This window comes from Salipiger marinus (genome assembly GCF_035481585.1).
GTDB lineage: Bacteria > Pseudomonadota > Alphaproteobacteria > Rhodobacterales > Rhodobacteraceae > Salipiger > Salipiger marinus.
This window is the reverse complement of sequence record NZ_JAYKSL010000020.1, coordinates 48,654-67,363: the sequence shown is the minus strand read 5'-3', so window position 1 is coordinate 67,363 and position 18,710 is coordinate 48,654. Positions and strand designations below refer to the sequence as shown.

Genomic DNA, 18,710 nt, shown 5'->3' with positions numbered 1-18,710 from the left:
TAAGGGTTTACACAAGGAGTCTGGTGACGATGACACGACGCAAGGGCATCATTCTGGCAGGCGGCTCCGGCACGCGGCTCTATCCGATCACGCAGGGCGTGTCGAAACAGCTGCTGCCGGTCTATGACAAGCCGATGATCTATTACCCGCTGACCGCGCTGATGCTGGCGGGCCTGCGCGAGATCGCGGTGATCACCACGCCGCAGGACCGCGACCAGTTCCAGCGCACGCTGGGCGATGGCAGCCAGTGGGGGCTGGATCTGACCTATATCGAACAGCCCTCGCCGGATGGTCTGGCGCAGGCCTATCTGCTGGCCGAAGACTTCCTTGACGGCGCGGCCTCGGCCATGGTGCTGGGCGACAACATCTTCTTCGGCCATGGCCTGCCCGACCTTCTGGCCGAGGCCGGGGCGCAGGACACCGGCGGCACGGTCTTTGGCTATCACGTCGCCGATCCCGAACGCTATGGTGTGGTGGATTTCGACCTTGCGGGCAATGCCCGCGCCATCATCGAAAAGCCCGAGGTGCCGCCCTCCTCCTATGCCGTCACCGGGCTCTATTTCCTCGACGGAACCGCCCCGGACCGCGCCCGCAAGGTGCAGCCCTCGCCGCGCGGCGAGCTGGAGATCACCAGCCTGCTGGAAAGCTACCTGCTCGACGGAACCCTGACGGTCAAACGCATGGGCCGCGGCTATGCCTGGCTTGATACCGGCACGCATGGCTCGCTGCTCGATGCGGGGAATTTTGTGCGCACGCTCACCGAACGGCAGGGCCAGCAGGTGGGCAGCCCGGACGAGGTCGCCTTCCAGATGGGCTGGCTTTCCGCCGAGCAGCTGACCGAACGCGCACGGCGGTTTTCCAAGAACAGCTATGGCGCCTATCTGCTGGCGCTGGCCGAAGGCCGCACCTGAAACGGGAGCGGATCTTTCGCATGCGAAAGATCTGTCACTCCTGCTCCCTTCGCCAGAAGGCCCGCTTGGCGCAGGTCTTCTGGCTGCCCCCCGCGGTCAGGCGGTTTCCTTGGTGATGTCATCGATCCGGCGCAGGGTCTTCAGCAACGCGCCCAGCTCGTGCAGCGGCACCATGTTGGGCCCGTCCGAGGGCGAGCGCGCGGGCTCTTCATGCGTCTCGATGAACACCGCCGCACTGCCCACGGCGACAGCGGCGCGGGCGAGGGCTGGCACGAACTGGCTCTGGCCATCCGAGGACGTGCCCTTGCCGCCGGGCAGCTGCACCGAATGGGTGGCGTCGAACACCACCGGATAGCCGGTTTCCGCCATGATCGGCAGCGACCGCATGTCCGACACCAGCATGTTGTAGCCAAAGCTTGCGCCACGTTCGCACAGCAGGATGCGCTCGTTGCCGGTGGAGGCGATCTTGTCGGCGACGTTCTTCATGTCCCAGGGCGCAAGAAACTGCCCCTTCTTCACGTTGATCGCGGCGCCGGTTTCGCCCGCAGCCAGCAGCAGGTCGGTCTGGCGCGACAGAAAGGCGGGGATCTGCAGGATGTCCACCGCCTGCGCCACGGGGGCGCATTGGCTGATCTCGTGGATGTCGGTCAGAACCGGGCAGCCGAATTCTGCGCCGATTTTCGAGAGGATGGTCAGGCCCTCGTCAATGCCCACGCCGCGCGTCCCCGACAGCGAGGAGCGGTTGGCCTTGTCGAAGCTGGCCTTGAAGATGAAGCGCGTGCCTGCCGCCTCGGCAGCAGCGGCGATGGCCTCCGCAAGCATGCGGGCATGCTCCAGCGTCTCCAGCTGACAAGGTCCGCAGATCAGCGCGAGGGGGGCCGCGTTGCTGATCGCCACATCCTTGACTGTCACCGTTTTCATGCAAGTTCCTTTTGCAGCTCCGCCTCGATCAGCGGCACGTCGGTGGGATTGTTCAGCTCCCAGAACACCCGGCCGCGGGCATTCACCTCGACGCATTTCATCACCAGACCGTTTTCCAGAAACCGCAGCTGTTCCAGCCCTTCAAGCTGTTCCAGCGTGCCAACCGGCAGGTCGGGATAGGCAGCCAGCGCCTTGGCGCGGAAGGCATAGACGCCAACATGGTGAAACACCGGGATCGGTGCATCGGCGGCAAGCTGGTCGCAGAACGGGATGATTTCCTTGGAGAAGTAAAGCGCGTTCCAGTCCGTGCCGAAAACGGCGGTGGTGGCGCCGACACGGCCGGCGCGGCGGTCGTTCTTCAGCGATTGCAGCGTGGCGGCGTCACAGCGCAGCACCGGGGTGGCGGCGCTGAGCTCGGGGGCGCGGCGCATCGCCTCGATCAGATCGGCGACGAACCATGACGGGGTCAGCGGCGCGTCGCCCTGAAGGTTGACCACGATCTCGGCATCGGTGCCTAGGTTCCGCACCGCCTCGGCGCAGCGTTCGGTGCCGTTGCGGCAGCGGTCCGAGGTCAGCACCGTCTGGGCGCCGAAGCCTTCGGCGGCGGCGATGATGCGGTCGTCATCGGTGCAGACATAGACCTGGTCGCGCGGCAGCACGCGGCAGGCCACCTCCCAGCTGCGCTGGATCAGGGTCTTTTCGCCATCGGCGCCTTTCAGGCTGACCAGCGGCTTGCCGGGATAGCGGGTCGAGGCATAGCGGGCGGGAATGAGGATGATCGGTTCGGGCATCAGGCCACCTCGGCTCTCAGACAGTCGTGCAGATGAATCAGACCGACCAGGTTGTTGTTTTCGCCGACGACGCACAGCGCATTGACGCGAAGCGCATTCATCATGCCAAGGGCTTCCGAGGCAAGGGCCCCCGGGGCGATCACCTTCGGGGTGTAATTGACCACCTCGGACACCGCCTTGTCCAGAATGTTGCGGATGTTGCGCCGCAGGTCGCCATCGGTGACCACGGCCAGCAGCCGCCCGTCCTCGACCACCGCCGCGATGCCGAAGCCCTTGGAGGTCATCTCGAGGATCGCCTCCTCCATCGAGGCCGAAGGCGCCAGCACCGGCAGCGCAGCACCCTTGTGCATCAGGTGCTCCACCGTCAGCAGCTGCGCCCCCAGCTTGCCGCCGGGATGGAAGCCAAGGAAATCCTCGCGCTGGAACCCGCGTGCCTGCATCACCGCCACCGCCATCGCATCGCCGATGACAAGGCTGCAGGTGGTCGAGGTGGTGGGCGCCATGTGGATCGAACAGGCCTCTGGCATGTCCGGCAGCAGCAGCACCGCCGCCGCATGACGGGCCAGCGCGCTGTCGGCGCTTTTGGTGATGGCGATCATCGGGATGGCGCGGCGCGCGGCATAGGTCAGCACATCGGCCAGCTCCCGCGTCTCGCCGGAATTGGACAGCGCCAGCAGCACGTCGCCGGGCTGGATCATGCCCAGATCGCCATGGCTCGCCTCGCCGGGATGCACAAAATGCGCAGGAGTGCCGGTCGAGGACAGGGTGGCGGCGATCTTGCGCGCGATATGGCCGGATTTGCCCATGCCGCTGCAGATCACCCGCCCGCGGCAGTCAAAGATCAGCTGGCAGGCGGCGGCGATGGCCTGCGGATCCGCCAGGGCCAGCGCCTTTACCGCGTCGGCCTCCTTTGCCACCACCTCGGTGAACCGGGTCACGAACCCGTCAAGGACATGGCCCCAGATCTCTGCCGCATCATTCAAGGCGGAGTCTCCCCATCACATTTTCCGGCCCGATACCGCAGGCCCGGGCCCCTGCCCTGTCGCGGCCTGTCCCTGCGGGTGAAGCAGAGGCAGCGGTCTCTGGCAAGGGCAGGCACATCCGGGCCGCAATGGCCGCCACCCGAAGCGCGATTGTCGATGACCCGGGCAAGGGTTTCAAGCGGCATGTCCCCCCCGCGGCCCCTGCGCAACCTTTCGCATGCGAAAGGTTTATTGGGTCTGCTGCGCAGGCTGTGACTCACATCGCGCCCGAACTCCGAGATCCCGCCACATCCTGTCCCCGATTGTGGCCTGCCCGGCGTGGTATCCCCCAAGAGCGAAAGGTCTTGGCAGGGGTGTGCCGTGGTGCAGCTGAACTGGACTCGGAAGACGGGATCGCGGGGATCACCGCTCCCTTCCTCAGCGGGGTTACCGATCTGGAACTGACCTCTGCTGGGGGGCAGGTGGTGATCTATGCCGCCACGCGCGGCGGCGCGTGGGTGGCCGCATGGCGCCTCAATAGCCCCTGCACGCCAGCGCTGCTGCAGCGTTTCGACATGAGCAATGGCCCAGGCATCGCGGGGGCCTCGGCAGTGGTCAGCGCGGATCTGGACGGCGAGGTGTAGGTGGTAATGGCGGGGCAGGGCAGCGGCACGCTGGCGGTGTTCCGCGCCGGAACGGCGCGGCGGCCATGGATCTGCGGTGGGGTCGGACGGGGTGCTGCGGCTGGCCGTCATCTCGGGGTCGGAGCCGGGGATGCTGACCGCCGATGGCGCAGGTTCTGGTCGCCATCTTCGACCAGAACGCTCAGGTGGCCGCAGCGGATATCGAGATTTTCTGAGGCTGTCTACCCTGCCCCGGTCCGTACAGACCGGGGCAGAGGGGAGGGTCAGCCGAGCCTGCGGCGCAGCTCGGCCAGCCCCGCCTGCAGCAGCGCCTCCGCCCCGGCGCGGTCCTGCGCCTCCACGTAAAGCCGCAGTTCCGGGGCATTGCCCGAGGGGCGCACATGCACCACCCGGCCATCCGTCAGCGTGATCCGCACCCCGTCGGTCAGATCCACCGCCGCTTCGCTGCCGCCCAGTGCCGCCAGAAAGGTCGCGCGCGCCTCTAGATCGCTGGCCAAGGCTGCCACGAAAGGCTGCGAGGCCTCCTGCGACACCTCCTGCAGCCGGTCGGCCAGCGTCACCACCGGCGGCTCCTGCGCCACGCGCGCCGAAAGCGGCCCCGGGCCTGCGGCGATCAGCGCCATCACCAGCGGCAGCACGCAGTCGCGGGTGCGCAGCGGGGCGAAGGATCCCTTGGGCCCCTCGGCCTCGAACCCCAGCAGAAAGCCGCCATTGGCCTCATAGCCCACCACCTTGCCGCCTGCCGCTTCCATGGCGGCGATCACGAAGGGCGAGCCGATGCGGGTACGCTGCACTGCAGCAAAGCCCTTGGCCGTCACCCCGCTGTTGGAGGAGATCGGCGTCACCACGGTCTCTGCCCCCAGCGCCGCGGCGGTGATCTGGCCCATGATGTCGCCGGGCACGATGGCGCCGGTTTCATCCGCCAGAAGCGGCCGGTCGCTGTCGCCATCGGTAGAGACCAGCGCATCCAGCCGGTGCTCCGCCACCCAGTCCGCGATCTGCGCCCGCACCTCCGGATCCACCGCCTCGGTGTCCACGGGGATGAAGATGTCGGAGCGGCCCAGATCCACCACCTCGGCGCCGAGCCCGGTCAGGATCTCGGCCATCAGGTCGCGGCCCACGGCGGAATGGCTGTAAAGCCCGATGCGGCGCCCGCGGAGCGCGCCCGTCCCGCAGGCCTGCAGATAGCGGGCGACAAAGCGCGCGCCGCAATCCGGATCGGCCTGGGTCTCGGGGGCGGTGTCGGTGCGCGGCGTGGTGCCAAGCGCTGCAGTGATCGCCGCCTCGTCCTCCTTGGTGATCTCGCCCGAGCGCACGTAGAATTTCAGCCCGTTGCGGTCGGCGGGGATATGACTGCCGGTGATCATCACGGCCCCCGCGCCGCGCGCCTGCGCCGCCAGCGCCAGTGCCGGGGTCGGCACGGCGCCGCAATCGATCACCGCCACATCCATGCTGGCGGCGGCGCGGATCACATCCTGCGCGATGCGCGGCGACGAGGGCCGCAGATCCCAGCCCAGACAGATCGCGCCGCCAGTGTCGCAGGCCGCCAGAAAGGCCCGCACGTGATCCTCGACCAGCGCGGGCGTCAGCTCCGTCACCAGCCCGCGCAGCCCGCTTGTTCCGAATTTTGGTGCCATGACCCGCTCTGTCCCTCGTGTTGTTCCCTGCCCCGGAACTGCGGCGATGCAGCCGGGATCCCACCGCTTTCTATAGGCGCGGCCATGACAGGATCGCAACGCCTGTGCCGCTGCAGCACGCCCGGATCTTTCGCATGCGAAAGGTTTTGCCCCCGCGCTGCCGGATCGGCAGGCTTTGAGTCAAACCCGGCACGAACTCCGCGATCCTGCCACATCCTGTCCCCGCTTGCCGCCGCGCCGCGCGGGCATCTCCGCAGGCGGGGGTCTTGGGCGGGGATGTGTCATGGTGCAGCTGGACTGGAACCGGGGGATGCGGGTCGCGGGGGCGGGGGATCCTTTCCTGCGCGGGGTCAGCGATCTGGAACTGGCCACGGCGGGGGGGCAGGTGGTGATCTACACCGCCACGCGCGGCGGCGGCGCGGGGCTGGCGGGCTGGCGGCTTGACGGGGCGGGCAGCCCGCAGCGGTTTGATGCGGCGGGCTTTCCCGGTGGCGTGGCCGTGGGGCAGGACACCCGGCTGCTGCTGCTGGACATGGGCGGCGCCGCGCCGCATCTGGCCGCGACCGGGGTGAACCGCGCCGGGCTCTGGAGCTTTGCGACGGGTGAGGGCGGCGCCTTTTCCGGCAGTGGCGCGAGCCCCGGCACCCGGGCGCTGCCCGCCGATCTGGCGCAGGTGCTGCAGCTGGATCAGGGCACGCGCAGCCTCGTCTTCGGCACGCCGCAGGGGCAGGACCGCATCCTGACATGGCAGCTGTCGCAGACCGGCGCGCTGGTGCAGATGGCCAGCACCCCGGCGGATCTGGCTGGGGAGGGCGGGCGCATCACCGGGCTTGCCAGCTACCGCCATGGCAGCACGGATTACCTTGTGGCCAGCGCCGATGGCGCCGCAGGGCTGGGGGTCTACCGGCTGGACGAGGCGGGCCGCCCGGCGCTGCTGCAGCGCTTCGACATGGACAGCGGCCCGGGCATCGCGGGGGCTGCGGCGGTGGTCAGCACCCTGTCGGGCGGGGTGGCCCATGTGGTGGTGGCAGGGCAGGGCAGCGGCACGCTCTCGGTCTTCCGCGCCGGGTCGGGCGGGCGGCTGACCGCCACCGATCACGTGATGGACGCGCCCGACATGCGGCTGGGGGGCGTGCGCCTGCTGGAGGTGGCAGAACATCATGGCCGGGTTTGGCTGGCCGCCGCCGGATCCGAACATGGGCTCAGCCTGTTCGAGCTTTTGCCCGACGGGCGGCTGCTGCATATGGGCACGCTGGAGGATGGCGAAGGCAGCACGCTGGCCAGCATCTCTGCCATGGATCTGGCGGTGGGGCCGGACGGGGTGCTGCGGCTGGCGGTCACCCCCGGATCGGAGCCGGGGATCACCGTCTTTGCCGCCGACCTGCCTGCGGGGCTGTTGCGGCAGGGGACCGGGACCGAGGCGCCGCTTGCGGGCAGCAGCGGCGATGACCTGCTGGCGGGCGGCGCCGGGGCCGAACGGATCCTTGGCGGTGCGGGCAATGACATCGTGATGGACGGGGCCGGATCCGACACGCTGACCGGGGGGACGGGGGCGGATATCTTCGTGCTGACCGCCGATGGCGCCCCGGATGTGATCACGGATTTCCAGCCGGGGATCGACCGGCTCGACCTGTCGGGCTGGGCCTTCCTGCGCAATCCCGACCAGCTGACCCTGCGCGAGACCGAGGATGGCGCCGAGATCGCCTTTGGCCGGGAGGTGCTGCGCCTCACCACTGCCACCGCCACCGGCCTGCCGGTGGCACGGATCCGCGCCATGGATCTGCTGGAGGCGGACCGGCTGATGCCGGGCTGGTTCGCGCAGGTGCTGGCCGCGTCCGAAGAGTCCAGCGGTACCGACCGCGCCGACCGGCTGACCGGCGGTATGGCGCGCGACGTCCTGTCGGGCGGCGGCGGCAGCGACACGCTGACCGGGCTGTCGGGCAATGACTGGCTGGATGGCGGGCCGGGCGCCGACCTGCTGATGGGAGGGCCGGGTTCGGATGTCTATGTCGTCGACAATCTTGGCGACCGGGTGCTGGAAAGCCCGCGCTGGCAGGGGCAGGACCATGTGCTGGCCTCGGTGGATTTCTGGATGGGCGGCGCGCATCTGGAGGATCTGACCCTGACCGGCACCGCGCCGCTGCGCGGCATCGGCAACGGGCTTGCCAACCGCATCACCGGCAATGCGGGCGCCAACCTTCTCGATGGCGGCAAGAACAGCGACACGCTGGTGGGGGGCGCGGGCCATGACACCTATCTGGTGCGCTCCCCCGGCGACACGGTGATCGAGGCCCCGGGCGAAGGGCACGACACCATCAAGGCCTTCCGCTCCTATGCCCTGCCCGCGCATGTGGAAGATCTCCATCTGCAGACGGTGCGCACGGCTGCGGGCACCCCGGTTTCCATCAACGGCATCGGCAACGATCTGGCCAACACCATCGTCGGCACGCCTTATGACAATGTCATCGCCGGGCGCGGCGGGCGCGACATCCTGCGCGGGCAGGGCGGGGCCGATACCTTCATCTTCGACCGCGCGCCGGGGCCGGACAATGTGGACCGGGTGCTGGATTTCACCCCCGGCGAGGATGCGCTCTGGATCAAGGCGCAGCTGTTCGGGCTGGCACCGGGCGGGGTCAGCCGGGCCATGTTTCACGAAGGCCGCAGCGCTGCCGATGCCGGGGACCGGTTGCTGTATGACGCCGCCACCGGCGGAGTTTGGGTCGATCCCGACGGCACCGGGCCGAAACCCGCGCAGCTGACCTTCGTGCTGAATGCGGGGGTGGACCTCGGTCCGGGGGATGTGCTTTTTTTCTAGAAAGCTCCGCCCCGGCGGGGATCATGGCCTTGACGGAGACCTATATGTCCATCGCCAGCGATCTCGAGCGTCACATGCTCGACCTCATCAATGCCGAACGCGCGGCGCTGGGGCTGCAGGCCCTGCGGCTTGAACAGCATCTGAACGCCTCGGCAGAGATCCATTCCGACTGGATGCTCGACAGTGACATCTTCAGCCATTCCGGGCGGGTGCTGCCCGGCGACAGCGACGCCAGCAGCGCCACCGACCGCATGCGCGCGGCGGGCTTCGATTTTTCCGGCAGCTGGCGGTCGGGGGAAAATCTGGCGGTGCAGTCGGCGCGCGGCGCCGAAGGCTATTTCGACGATGTCGAGGATCTGCATGTCAGCCTGATGAACAGCCCCGGCCACCGCGCCAACATTCTTCGCCCCGAATATGAGGTGATCGGCATCGGCATCGAGCTGGGCGAATTCACCTATTCCTCCGGCGCCACGCTGCTGTCGGTGATGGCGACGCAGAACTTTGCCGCCACCGATGGCGTGCTGCTGCTGGATGACGGCACCCCGCCCGATCCCGAACCGCAGCCCGACCGCCCGCAGGATCTGATGGGCAGCCGCGGCGGCGACATGCTGACCGGGGGCAGCGCCGATGACACGCTGAACGGCTGGTATGGCCATGACACGATCGATGGCGGCGCGGGCGCCGACAAGTTGATCGGCGGGCCGGGGGGCGATCTGTTCCATGTGGACGATCTGGGCGATCTGGTGCTGGAAAGCCGCAAATGGGGTGGCACCGACACGGTGATCTCTTCGGTCGATTTCCGCATGGGCCGCCAGCATATCGAAAACCTCTTCCTTACCGGCGAGGCCGTGCTGGGGGCTGGCAACGGGCTGCGCAACGAAATCCGCGGCAATGATCAGGACAATATTCTGGATGGCGGGCCCAATATCGACACGCTGATCGGCGGGGCGGGCAATGACACCTATCTGGTGCGCACCCCCGGCGACACGGTGATCGAGGGGCCGGGCCGCGGGGGGGCGGATACGGTGAAGGCGTTCTTCTCCTATGCGCTGCCCGCGCATGTGGAGCGGCTTTATCTGCAGACGGTCCTGACCAAGGCGGGTGATCCGCTGACGATCAACGGCATCGGCAACGGGCTCGACAACCTGATCATCGGCAATCCCTATGACAACCTGATCGCCGGGCGCGAGGGCCGCGACACGCTGCGCGGGCAGGCGGGAGCCGACACCTTCGTCTTCGACCGCGCGCCGGGGCGGGACAATGTCGACCGCATCATCGACTTCAACACCAACGAGGCCAATGAGGGCGATCTTCTGAAGATGAAGGGCGCGCTGTTTGGCGGGCTGGCGGCGGGGCTGCTGGAGGCGGATCTGTTCGTCGCCGGAACCCGGGCGCAGGATGGCGATGACCGCTTCATCTTCGACCGTGCGTCGGGACAGCTCTGGTTCGATGGCGACGGCGCGGGCGGCGACGCCCAGCTTCTGGTCGCCACCTTCGAGCAGAACGCGCAGGTCACCGCCTCGGATATTGAGATTTTCTGAGGTCCGGCGCGGGCAGACAGCTGCCGCGCCAGAGCCGGATCGCGGGTTTTGCTGCGAAAGATCCTGGGCTTATGCCGGGGCGGGCGCCGGAATCCGGCACCTTGAAGGTCTGCAGGAACATCAGGGCCGCAAGGCCCAAGAGCCCCGCCGCCAGCAGGATGCCGGATAGTCGTTTGCTCATGTCATCACCAGGATTGAAGGGCTGGATGGCCCGTCAGGGCCATCCGGTCGCGGGCTCAGTTCACCATGTAGATGCCGATGTCGCGCGCCACTTTTTCCCATTGCGCCGCCTGATCGGCCCACCAGTCCGCGTAATCCTGACCGCCGACAAAGCGGATGGAGCTGCCCATCTTCGTCAGGGACTCGATGGCCGCCGGATCCTGCAGCGCCTTTTCGAAGCGCTCCGCATAAAGCACCACCAGATCGTCGGAGGCGCCCCCGGGCAGAAGCACGCCGCGCGCCATGCTGATCTCGATGTCATGCCCCTGTTCCATGGCCGTGGGCACATCCGGCAGGGTGTCGGATCGCTTGTCCGAGAAGATGGCCAGCGCCTTCAGCTGGTCTGGGAAATACTGCCGCCCATCGGATTCGCCGACCTGCCCAAGCTGGACCGTGTCCGACAGCAGCGCCGTCACCCGTTCCCTGCCGCCTTCATAGCCGATGATGTTGAAGCTGATGTCCAGCGAGTCCTGAAACTGCAGCAGGATGAAATGGGTGTTCGAGGCGATGCTGGCGGCGGCCAGCACCTCGCCCGGGTTGTCCTTGGCATAGGAGATGAGGCCGTCCAGATCGGAAAACGGCGCATTCGGCGAGGCGGCGAAGATGGCGGGTTCGACATTCGTCATGGCGACCGGGCTGAACCCGTCCCATGAAAAATTGACGCGCCCGGTCAGATAGCTTGCCAGAATGGCCTCGTGCTGGAACAGCATCGTGCAGCCGTCGGGATCCGCATTTGCCACTTCGGCGGCGCCCTTGTTGCCGCCCTGACCGGTGATCTTGATGACCAAAACGAGCTGACACAAGCCCCTTCCAAGCTGCTGTATTGGTGGGGAAGCCCTGTGGGCTGTCAGCTCACTCCGGGCGCTCTTGCGCCTGGACATACCTTTTGACCGTTTTCAGGCAGGCACCGCCGCAACTGCAGACGAAGTAGCTGGGCGACCACAGGGCCGGCCCCTGCCGCTTCAGGGCGGGGAAATCTCTCCGAAGCAGCCGCGAAGTCGATGTCTTGAGCGCGTTGGCGAAGTCCGCAAGCGCGGCCACGGGCGGCAACGAGAACAGGAGATGGAGGTGGTCCTCCTCTCCCCCGAACTCGAGCAGTTCGCCGGATCGGGCGGCGCAGCGCGCAGCAGTGATGCTGCGCGCCATGTCGATCATGGGGCCGGTTAGAACCGGCTGGCGCCACTTTGTTACCAGAACCATATGGTAGGTGAGGGAAAAGAAGCCATTATTTGTATGTGTTAAAGCTTGTTTTCTCATGACTGAACCAATATACATTTTCTCAAATGATCGCAACACGTTCCATTACCTTCCGGCTCTATCCGAGCCGAGCCCAGGACGAGGCTATGCTGCGCAAGCATGGCATGCTGAAGGACCTGTGGAACGCCGCGCTCGAAGAGCGCATCGGCGCTTGGCGCCATGGAGTGAGGATCAACCTCTCGCACCAGGAGAAGGCGCTGAAGGACATGCGGGCCGATGTCGGCGGCTGGCACGGTCTCGTTCACACGCATGAGGCACAGACCGTGCTGAAGCGGCTAGATCTGGCGTTCCGCGCCTTCTTCCGGCGTGTGAAAAACGGAGAAAAGCCCGGTTTTCCCCGCTTCCGCAGCGCGGACAGGTTTCGAGGCTGGGGCTACAAGGAGCACGGCAATGGCTTCAGGGTCGAGATGCGCGATGGTCGGCGCCATGGCCATGTCACGCTCTTCGGCATCGGCCGGATGCGCATGCGCGGCCGGGCCCGCACCCCGGGCCGAATCCTAAAGGCGGATGTGAGCCGCAGCGCTTTCGGCTGGAGCCTGAACTTGGTGGTAGAGACCGCCTGCGCGGAGCGCGCGCCTGCGCGTGGGTCGGCCGCGGGGCTCGACTGGGGCGTGGCCGATTTCGCAACTCTGGCGCTGCAGGACGGAACCTTCCAAGCTATCCCGAACCCGCGGCATCTGGACCGGGAAGCAGAGGAGCTGCGCGACGCCGGGCGCCGCCTCTCGGCCAAGGCCCGGGCTCGCAAAATCAGCCGCCGCGCGGTCCGCCATGAGCGCAAGCGCCTAGCGCGCCGGCACGCCCAGGTGGCGGCGCGGCGCAAGGACTTCCAGCACAAGACCTCGGCCCGGCTGGTCGCGACACATCCCGTGATCGCTACCGAAGCGCTGGCGGTCGGAAACATGACGCGCTCCGCGCGTGGCACCCTTGAGGCGCCGGGCCGGAACGTAGCACAGAAGGCCGGGCTGAACCGGTCGATCCTCGACACGGCTCCGGCCGCGTTTCTGAACATGCTCCGGTACAAAGCGGCAGAGGCTGGTTCGGAGTTCCTTGAAGCGCAGACGCGACGGTTAAAGCCGTCCCAGCGATGTCCGGGCTGCGGTGGTGTCCGGAAGAAGCCGCTGAGCCTGCGCCTCCACGACTGCGAGTGTGGATGCCGTCTCGGCCGCGACGAAGCGGCCGCGCGTGTTCTCTTGGACTGGGGTCTGGCAGAACTGGCCGGCTCTTGAAACGGTCAACCCGGCCGGGACGGTCGGGACCTTGTGCAGAAGCAACTGCAAGAGGTCAAAACCCCCTCCAAACAACTGTATTGGTGGGGGAGGTTCATGACAACAACAACACCGATTTCTCCGTCACCGGCTTTTCCGCCTGTCTGGTGGAGATGACCACCGGCAACAACCTGCTGGGCGCGGTGTTCGGTGGCAATGACACGATCAACGGCTCCGATTTTGGCGACACGCTGAAAGGATGCGGGCGCTGACCATCTGTCCAGCGGGCAGGGCGACGACTGATTCGTCTATAACGTGAGCACCATCGGCGCCGACGGCGTCTTCGGCAATCTCGGCAGCGACGCGATCGTGCTGTCGGGGGCGGCCGCCTTTGATTTCTTCAACGCCAACACCATCCTGCTGGAAGGGATCTCGGTGTCCGAGATCGGGGTGGGCTGGCCTATTCGGCGGATGATTTCATCTTCTGAGCCACAGGCCCCTGCCGCGTCTGCCGGCGCCCGTTCCTTGCGGACGGGCGCCGGTCTGCCCTGTGCCAGTCTGCCCTGTGCGGGTCAGCGTTCCAGCATGTCGCGGTGATACTGGCGCAGAAAGATCAGCCCCATCACCCCGCAGATCGCCGAGACCATGAAAACGAAGGCGGGCGAGACGTAATCCGCCTCGTATTGCAGATAGAAGGCGCCGCGCATTTCGCCCGTCACATGCATGAGCGGGTTCCACCACAGGATTTCCTTCGCCCATTCCGGCAGGGTCTCGAACAGAAAGATCGGCCCCGAGATCAGGAACAGCGGCCGGGTCAGGATGCCCCAGGCCCGCTGCCAGAGCGGGAACATGGTCACCAGAAAGCAGTTCAGCGTGCCGACCCCGGCGCCAAAGGCCATGGCCATGGCATAGGACAGCATCAGCCGGTCCATGAGCAGCACGGTGCGGGTGTCCCAGATCGACAGGATCAGCGTGAACAGCAGCGCCCCCACCAGCAGCTGGGTCAGCGCCGACAGGATGAACCGGGCCAGCAGCGTGTCCAGAAAGGTCACGCGCGGATAGGCCAGCAGCGCCTTGGAATAGTTCACCGCCTGGGACATCTTGTTGCTGATATCGGTATACATCATGAAGGGCAGGAGGCCGGTGGCGTAGAAGATCGGGAAATTGGTCCCCAGCCGCGGCGAACGGAAGCCCAGCGAGAAGATCGCGCTGAGCAGGGCGATGCCAAGCGCCGGTTCCAGCACCATCCACAGATAGCCCCCCGGCGATTTGCCATGGGTCGAGGACATCTCGCGCAGGATCAGCGCGAGGATGGTGCGGGGGGTGGCCAGCCGCATGGTCCGGTTCACCGGGCGCAGGCGCTGCGGGGAAGAGGGTGCGGCCATAAGGGCGCTCCTTCGGGCTCTGGACGGGGCTGGATCGGCCCGGTTTCCGGCATCCCTGCTAGCACGCGCCCCGGCATGGCGCCAGCCTGCTGCCCGCCTGATGCCCAGCTGTTACAGCGCTGTCACCTGCGGCGCGTGCGGAACCGGCAAGGATCTGCACGTCCGTCGCTGCAATGCGGCATCGGGGCCTTTTCCGCTTGCAACGGCGTGCCAAGCTAAGGAAACACATGCAGCAGAAGGTCCGCAGGACTGCCACGCAAAGTTTGAAAAAAGGAATACAGGATGCGCATTGCCATGATCGGCACCGGCTATGTGGGCTTGGTGTCGGGTGTCTGTTTCTCCGATTTTGGTCACGAGGTGATCTGCGTGGACAAGGACCCGCGCAAGATCGAGAAGCTGGAACGCGGCGAAGTGCCGATTTTCGAGCCCGGCCTTGATGCGCTGATGATCAAGAATGTCGAGGCGGGGCGGCTGTCCTTCACGCTGGATCTGGCCTCGGCGGTCAAGCAGGCGGATGCGGTGTTCATCGCCGTGGGCACGCCGACCCGGCGCGGCGACGGCCATGCCGACCTGACCTATGTGATGGCGGCGGCGGAAGAGATCGCGAAGGCCGCGGACCGCTACATCGTCATCGTCACCAAATCCACCGTGCCCGTCGGCACCAATGCCAAGGTGCGCGAGGTGGTTGCGGCGGCCAATCCGGATCTGGAGTTCGACGTGGCCTCCAACCCGGAATTCCTGCGCGAAGGCGCTGCGATCGACGATTTCATGAAGCCCGACCGCGTGGTGGTGGGGGTCGAGACCGAGCGCGCGGCGCAGGTCATGTCCGACATCTACCGCCCGCTTTACCTGCGCGATTTCCCCATCGTCACCACCGATCTGGAATCGGCGGAGATGATCAAATACGCCGCCAACGCCTTCCTCGCGGTGAAGATCACCTTCATCAACGAGATCGCGGCGCTCTGCGAAAAGGTCGGCGCCGACGTGAAGCAGGTCAGCAAGGGCATGGGGCTGGATGGCCGCATCGGCAACAAGTTCCTGCATGCGGGCCCCGGCTATGGCGGCTCGTGTTTTCCCAAGGACACCAAGGCGCTGGCCCGGATCGGGCAGGAACATGCCAGCCCGATGCTGATCACCGAGGCGGTCATCAAGATCAACGAGGACGTGAAGCGGCGGATGATCGACAAGCTGCTTGATCTTTGCGGCGGCTCGTTCAACGGCAAGACCGTGGCGGTGCTGGGCGTGACCTTCAAGCCCAATACCGATGACATGCGCGACGCGCCCGCGCTGACCATCGTGCCCGCGCTGGTGGGCGGCGGGGCCAAGGTGCGCGCCTGCGATCCGCAGGGCCGCCACGAGGGCGAGGCGCTGCTGCCCGGCATCGGCTGGTCCGAGGATCCCTATGCCGCCGCCGAAGGCGCCGACCTGCTGGTGATCCTGACCGAATGGAACGAGTTCCGCGCGCTGGATCTCAAGCGCATCGCGGGCGCCATGACCACGGCGCGCATGGCCGATCTGCGCAACGTCTATTCCGCCTCCGATGCCGAGGCGGCGGGTTTTGCCGCCTATGACAGCATCGGCCGCGCGGGGTATGGCATCTGATCCCGTCCGGGATCTGATCCGGCACTCCGGCAGGGCCCCCTTGCGGGGCCTTGCGTCATTCTGCGGGGTCTGCCGCGCGCCATGCTGCGGGCAGGCGGTCGCCAAAGCGCTGTTCGGCTGCCGCGTAATGCGGGGCCAGCAGGGCGCGCAGCCTCTGGCGCAGATCCTCCGGAATGGGGGGCAGCACCTCTTCGGGCAGCGGCAGCATGGTGATTTCCAGCACCTTGGGCACGTCCAGGAACTCGGTCAGCGGCATCAGCCCGGCCCGCCCGGTCAGATCCTCGTGGAAAAGATACAGCAGCCGCGCCGGGCTGACCCCCGCCTCCAGCCGCTCGAACAGTCCCGCGTAATCCGTCTCGGGGTAAAGCTCCAGCCGGGCGGGATTGTCCAGCAGCGCCCGGGCAAGCGCCTCCAGCGGTTCGGAGGTGACGCGCTGGCGCGGCAGCAGGCCGTCATGCATCTGCGCCCAGAGCCGGGTCACCGGATCGCGCAGCACGCAGACGAAGCGCGCCGCCCCCACCGTTGCCATCTCGGCCAGATCCGCCGTTCCCAGAAGCGCATAGGCGGGGGTGAAATCGCAGATCACCTGCTGGCCGCGATGCCGGGCCAGAAGATAATCCAGATAGGCGTCATGCCGGTCCGGCCCGTCCTGCGGCGCGGTGTGGATGGACAAAAGCGCGCTCATCTCGCCCAGAAGCTGCACGGTGTAGCGCCGCGCCTCCTCGGTTTCGGCGGGCATGCGGTCGGCCAGCGTTCTGGCGGTGCTGAAGCGCCGGTCGCGCAGCTTCTGCGACAGCCCGGCGCGGATGTCGAAATAATGCGGCTCCCGGGTCTGGGCAAAATGGCAGGGCCGGTGGCGGCGCAGGCAGTCCGCCACCCAGTCGATGCGGGTCTGCGGCAGGCCGATGCCGAACAGCATCCGGGAATCCCGCGGGAAATCCATCTGCGCCGCCCCTTCGGGCAGGGGTTCGGCCATGGCCGAGATCGCGCCATCGATCATGTGCATGTAGCGCTCGATGGCTTCCTCGACATCCTCGTAATAGGTCAGCTCGCCATTCTCGATCAGCGCGCCCGCCTTGCACATCTCGCGCACGGCCCCCATGGAATGGCTGACGAACACCGCGCCCGCCTTCTGCATCCGGGCCAGAAACACGTCGCGGCTCTTGCGCTTGAAGGCGGCATCGCCCACCGCGGTGACCTCGTCGATCAGGTAGGTGTCGAATTCGAGCCCCATATTGACCCCGAAGGACAGCCGCCCCCGCATCCCCGAGGAATAGGAGCGCACCGGCAGGTGGAAATGCTCACCAAGCTCCGCGAACTCCTCCACATAGGCCATCAGCGCATCGGTATCCGCGCCATAGATCCGCGCCACGAAGCGGGTGTTCTGCGCCCCCGTCAGGTCGGGATGCAGCGACGAGGCGAGCCCCACCGGAAACGAGATCCGCCCGTCCGACAGGATTTCGCCCGAGGTGGGCGTGGTGGTGCCCGCGATCATCTTCAGCAGCGTGGACTTGCCCGCGCCGTTGCGCCCCAGCAGCGCCACCGAGGTGCCGGTGGGAAACACCGCGTTGAGATTGCGGGCGACGGTCTTGCGCCGCCCGTTCAGCACGAAGGTCTTGGTCAGGTTGCGCAGGACGATCATCGCGCGCGCCGCCCCTTAACGCCGGTCACGCAGCGCATAAAGCGCCAGCACCAGAATGGCCCAGATCAGGAAGGCGAAGATGCCCACCAGCGCCAGCAGCGTCAGCCGCCGGGGATGTTCCGGCGCCTCGGCCAGCGTGGGCTGGATATGCGCGGCCAGATAGCGGCTCTTGCGCCGTGCCTCGGCCAGCGACGCGTCATAGGCGGCGCGGGCGGCGGTATAGGACTGTTCGGCAAATTCCCGCTCGACATTCAGCCGCTCGAACTCGCCCACCAGATCGGCAAAGACATTGCTGCCCGCCACGTCCTCGGCGCCAAGGCCCAGCTTCTCGCGCTCCTCGACCATGCGGTTCTCGATCACCTCCACCCGGCGCTCGGCCTGGGTGATGCGGGGATCGTTCGCGGCGGCGGTCTGGCGCAGGATGTCGAGATTGATCAGCGTCTCGGCCAGCTGCAGCTGCAGCGAGGACAGAAGCCCCATCTGGCTCTGCACCGAGGCGGAGGGATCGACGATCTGGGTGCGGTTGCGGAAGCGCGTCATCGCCTCGCGCGCGGTCTTCAGCGCCTCCTGCGACTGGTCCAGCTCCTCGCGCGCATAGGCGGTGGCATCCTCGCGCGCGATGGCGGTCAGCCGGTTGATCATGTCGGCGCTTTCGGCAAAGACGAACTCGGCGATGCGCTGCGCGTCCTCGGGCTCGAACGCCTGCACATGCAGCTCCAGCAGGCCGGTATCGTCGTTATAGACCTTCACCATGCGGCCCCAGTAGCTGACCAGATCCTCGATCGTGCCGGGGGGCTGGTAGACGAAGACCGGGTCGATCTCGGGGCCGCCCTTGACCCAAAGGCTGCGCAGGTCGAGCGCCTGATCGGCGCGGCGCACCAGTTCCTGACTCTGGATGAACTTGTAGAGGATTTCCGTGTCTGTGGAGCTGGAGCCCGACAGCTCCGCGATGCCGCCGAGCATCTCGATGGCCGAGCCCATTTCCTCGGTGCGCACCGAAAATCCCACGGTCGAGACATAGCGGTCCGCGGCGCGGGTCCACAGATACCAGCCCGCCACCAGCGGCGGCAGCAGCACCATGACAACAAAGCTCAGCAGGACCAGCCAGTGCCGCTTGCGCGGGTGGCTTCGGGTCACCTGGGGAATGGCGTGGGAGGTGTCGGACATGAGTGGAAACG

Annotated in this window: 17 protein-coding genes; 8 read left to right on the top strand and 9 right to left on the bottom strand. The window is 66.9% G+C overall.

The features are described from left to right. Positions 1–29 precede the first annotated feature (29 nt). Positions 30–911, top strand: a complete 882-nt coding sequence (gene rfbA, locus VK682_RS21235) for a glucose-1-phosphate thymidylyltransferase RfbA (protein WP_089849346.1) — start codon at positions 30–32, stop codon at positions 909–911. 96 nt (positions 912–1,007) lie between these two features. Here the strand turns inward: rfbA and kdsA are convergent, their stop codons facing one another. From kdsA to VK682_RS21220, 3 genes are read right to left on the bottom strand one after another with little or no spacing between them, the layout of a single operon-like run. Beyond that, a complete protein-coding gene (gene kdsA / locus VK682_RS21230; protein WP_230796997.1) occupies positions 1,008–1,832 on the bottom strand; it encodes a 3-deoxy-8-phosphooctulonate synthase in 825 nt (274 codons plus the stop codon). Beyond that, on the bottom strand, positions 1,829–2,623 hold the full coding sequence (locus VK682_RS21225) for a 3-deoxy-manno-octulosonate cytidylyltransferase (RefSeq protein WP_089849341.1): 795 nt from the start codon (positions 2,621–2,623) through the stop codon (positions 1,829–1,831). Before VK682_RS21225 ends, kdsA begins: the two co-directional genes overlap by 4 nt. Further along, complete coding sequence (locus VK682_RS21220; RefSeq protein ID WP_324782516.1) at positions 2,623–3,606, bottom strand: KpsF/GutQ family sugar-phosphate isomerase; 984 nt, start codon at positions 3,604–3,606, stop codon at positions 2,623–2,625. The genes VK682_RS21225 and VK682_RS21220 overlap by 1 nt, the downstream gene beginning before the upstream one ends. A 344-nt stretch (positions 3,607–3,950) precedes the next feature. Between VK682_RS21220 and VK682_RS21215 the strand changes: the two genes are divergently transcribed. After that, positions 3,951–4,229, top strand: coding sequence for a hypothetical protein (locus tag VK682_RS21215; RefSeq protein WP_324782515.1), 279 nt, complete (start codon positions 3,951–3,953; stop codon positions 4,227–4,229). A gap of 263 nt (positions 4,230–4,492) precedes the next feature. Here VK682_RS21215 and VK682_RS21210 read toward each other — a convergent pair whose 3' ends face one another. Beyond that, a complete protein-coding gene (locus VK682_RS21210; RefSeq protein ID WP_089849337.1) occupies positions 4,493–5,866 on the bottom strand; it encodes a phosphomannomutase in 1,374 nt (457 codons plus the stop codon). A 283-nt stretch (positions 5,867–6,149) separates the two neighbouring features. Here VK682_RS21210 and VK682_RS21205 point away from each other — a divergent pair, with 283 nt between their 5' ends. Both VK682_RS21205 and VK682_RS21200 read left to right on the top strand, forming a co-directional pair. Continuing rightward, positions 6,150–8,681: a M10 family metallopeptidase C-terminal domain-containing protein gene (locus tag VK682_RS21205; RefSeq protein WP_324782514.1), complete on the top strand. Its 2,532-nt coding sequence runs from the start codon at positions 6,150–6,152 to the stop codon at positions 8,679–8,681. Between the two features lie 44 nt (positions 8,682–8,725). Beyond that, the gene (locus VK682_RS21200; protein ID WP_324782513.1) at positions 8,726–10,222 is read left to right on the top strand and encodes a CAP domain-containing protein; all 1,497 of its coding nucleotides are present in this window, start codon (positions 8,726–8,728) and stop codon (positions 10,220–10,222) included. 236 nt (positions 10,223–10,458) lie between these two features. Here VK682_RS21200 and VK682_RS21195 read toward each other — a convergent pair whose 3' ends face one another. Together VK682_RS21195 and tnpA are read right to left on the bottom strand one after the other, a co-directional pair. Then, positions 10,459–11,244 (bottom strand): Bug family tripartite tricarboxylate transporter substrate binding protein, encoded by a 786-nt coding sequence (locus VK682_RS21195; RefSeq protein ID WP_165616862.1) that lies wholly within the window; start codon positions 11,242–11,244, stop codon positions 10,459–10,461. A 49-nt stretch (positions 11,245–11,293) separates the two neighbouring features. Beyond that, positions 11,294–11,698: an IS200/IS605 family transposase gene (gene tnpA, locus VK682_RS21190; protein ID WP_278184865.1), complete on the bottom strand. Its 405-nt coding sequence runs from the start codon at positions 11,696–11,698 to the stop codon at positions 11,294–11,296. A 26-nt stretch (positions 11,699–11,724) separates the two neighbouring features. On the opposite strand from tnpA, the gene VK682_RS21185 reads away from it, so the two are divergent. The 3 genes from VK682_RS21185 to VK682_RS21175 all read left to right on the top strand — a co-directional run bounded on the left by VK682_RS21185 (position 11,725) and on the right by VK682_RS21175 (position 13,500). Then, positions 11,725–12,924, top strand: a complete 1,200-nt coding sequence (locus VK682_RS21185; protein WP_089849327.1) for an RNA-guided endonuclease InsQ/TnpB family protein — start codon at positions 11,725–11,727, stop codon at positions 12,922–12,924. 83 nt (positions 12,925–13,007) lie between these two features. Next, the gene (locus tag VK682_RS21180; RefSeq protein ID WP_165616861.1) at positions 13,008–13,175 is read left to right on the top strand and encodes a hypothetical protein; all 168 of its coding nucleotides are present in this window, start codon (positions 13,008–13,010) and stop codon (positions 13,173–13,175) included. A gap of 43 nt (positions 13,176–13,218) precedes the next feature. Continuing rightward, positions 13,219–13,500: a hypothetical protein gene (locus VK682_RS21175; RefSeq protein WP_324782512.1), complete on the top strand. Its 282-nt coding sequence runs from the start codon at positions 13,219–13,221 to the stop codon at positions 13,498–13,500. Here the strand turns inward: VK682_RS21175 and VK682_RS21170 are convergent. Beyond that, entirely contained in the window at positions 13,476–14,288 is an 813-nt protein-coding gene (locus VK682_RS21170) for an ABC transporter permease (RefSeq protein ID WP_242656765.1), read from the bottom strand. The genes VK682_RS21175 and VK682_RS21170 overlap by 25 nt on opposite strands. Positions 14,289–14,570: 282 nt before the next feature. Between VK682_RS21170 and VK682_RS21165 the strand changes: the two genes are divergently transcribed. Further along, complete coding sequence (locus VK682_RS21165; RefSeq protein WP_089849325.1) at positions 14,571–15,890, top strand: UDP-glucose dehydrogenase family protein; 1,320 nt, start codon at positions 14,571–14,573, stop codon at positions 15,888–15,890. Between the two features lie 55 nt (positions 15,891–15,945). Here the strand turns inward: VK682_RS21165 and VK682_RS27400 are convergent, their stop codons facing one another. Beyond that, a complete protein-coding gene (locus VK682_RS27400; RefSeq protein WP_089849323.1) occupies positions 15,946–17,532 on the bottom strand; it encodes an ABC transporter ATP-binding protein in 1,587 nt (528 codons plus the stop codon). A 15-nt stretch (positions 17,533–17,547) separates the two neighbouring features. Then, a complete protein-coding gene (locus VK682_RS21155; RefSeq protein ID WP_089849321.1) occupies positions 17,548–18,699 on the bottom strand; it encodes a KpsE/RkpR family capsule polysaccharide export protein in 1,152 nt (383 codons plus the stop codon). Between the last annotated feature and the right edge of the window lie 11 nt (positions 18,700–18,710).

Excerpts from the sequence above, each read along its gene's own strand:
- VK682_RS21165 (WP_089849325.1), top strand. The coding sequence starts at position 14,571 with ATGCGCATTGCCATGATCGGCACCGGCTATGTGGGCTTGGTGTCGGGT.
- tnpA (WP_278184865.1), bottom strand. The coding sequence starts at position 11,698 with ATGAGAAAACAAGCTTTAACACATACAAATAATGGCTTCTTTTCCCTC.
- VK682_RS21155 (WP_089849321.1), bottom strand. The coding sequence starts at position 18,699 with ATGTCCGACACCTCCCACGCCATTCCCCAGGTGACCCGAAGCCACCCG.
- VK682_RS21210 (WP_089849337.1), bottom strand. The coding sequence starts at position 5,866 with ATGGCACCAAAATTCGGAACAAGCGGGCTGCGCGGGCTGGTGACGGAG.
- VK682_RS21205 (WP_324782514.1), top strand. The coding sequence starts at position 6,150 with ATGGTGCAGCTGGACTGGAACCGGGGGATGCGGGTCGCGGGGGCGGGG.
- VK682_RS27400 (WP_089849323.1), bottom strand. The coding sequence starts at position 17,532 with ATGATCGTCCTGCGCAACCTGACCAAGACCTTCGTGCTGAACGGGCGG.
- kdsA (WP_230796997.1), bottom strand. The coding sequence starts at position 1,832 with ATGAAAACGGTGACAGTCAAGGATGTGGCGATCAGCAACGCGGCCCCC.
- rfbA (WP_089849346.1), top strand. The coding sequence starts at position 30 with ATGACACGACGCAAGGGCATCATTCTGGCAGGCGGCTCCGGCACGCGG.
- VK682_RS21170 (WP_242656765.1), bottom strand. The coding sequence starts at position 14,288 with ATGGCCGCACCCTCTTCCCCGCAGCGCCTGCGCCCGGTGAACCGGACC.
- VK682_RS21185 (WP_089849327.1), top strand. The coding sequence starts at position 11,725 with ATGATCGCAACACGTTCCATTACCTTCCGGCTCTATCCGAGCCGAGCC.
- VK682_RS21200 (WP_324782513.1), top strand. The coding sequence starts at position 8,726 with ATGTCCATCGCCAGCGATCTCGAGCGTCACATGCTCGACCTCATCAAT.
- VK682_RS21225 (WP_089849341.1), bottom strand. The coding sequence starts at position 2,623 with ATGCCCGAACCGATCATCCTCATTCCCGCCCGCTATGCCTCGACCCGC.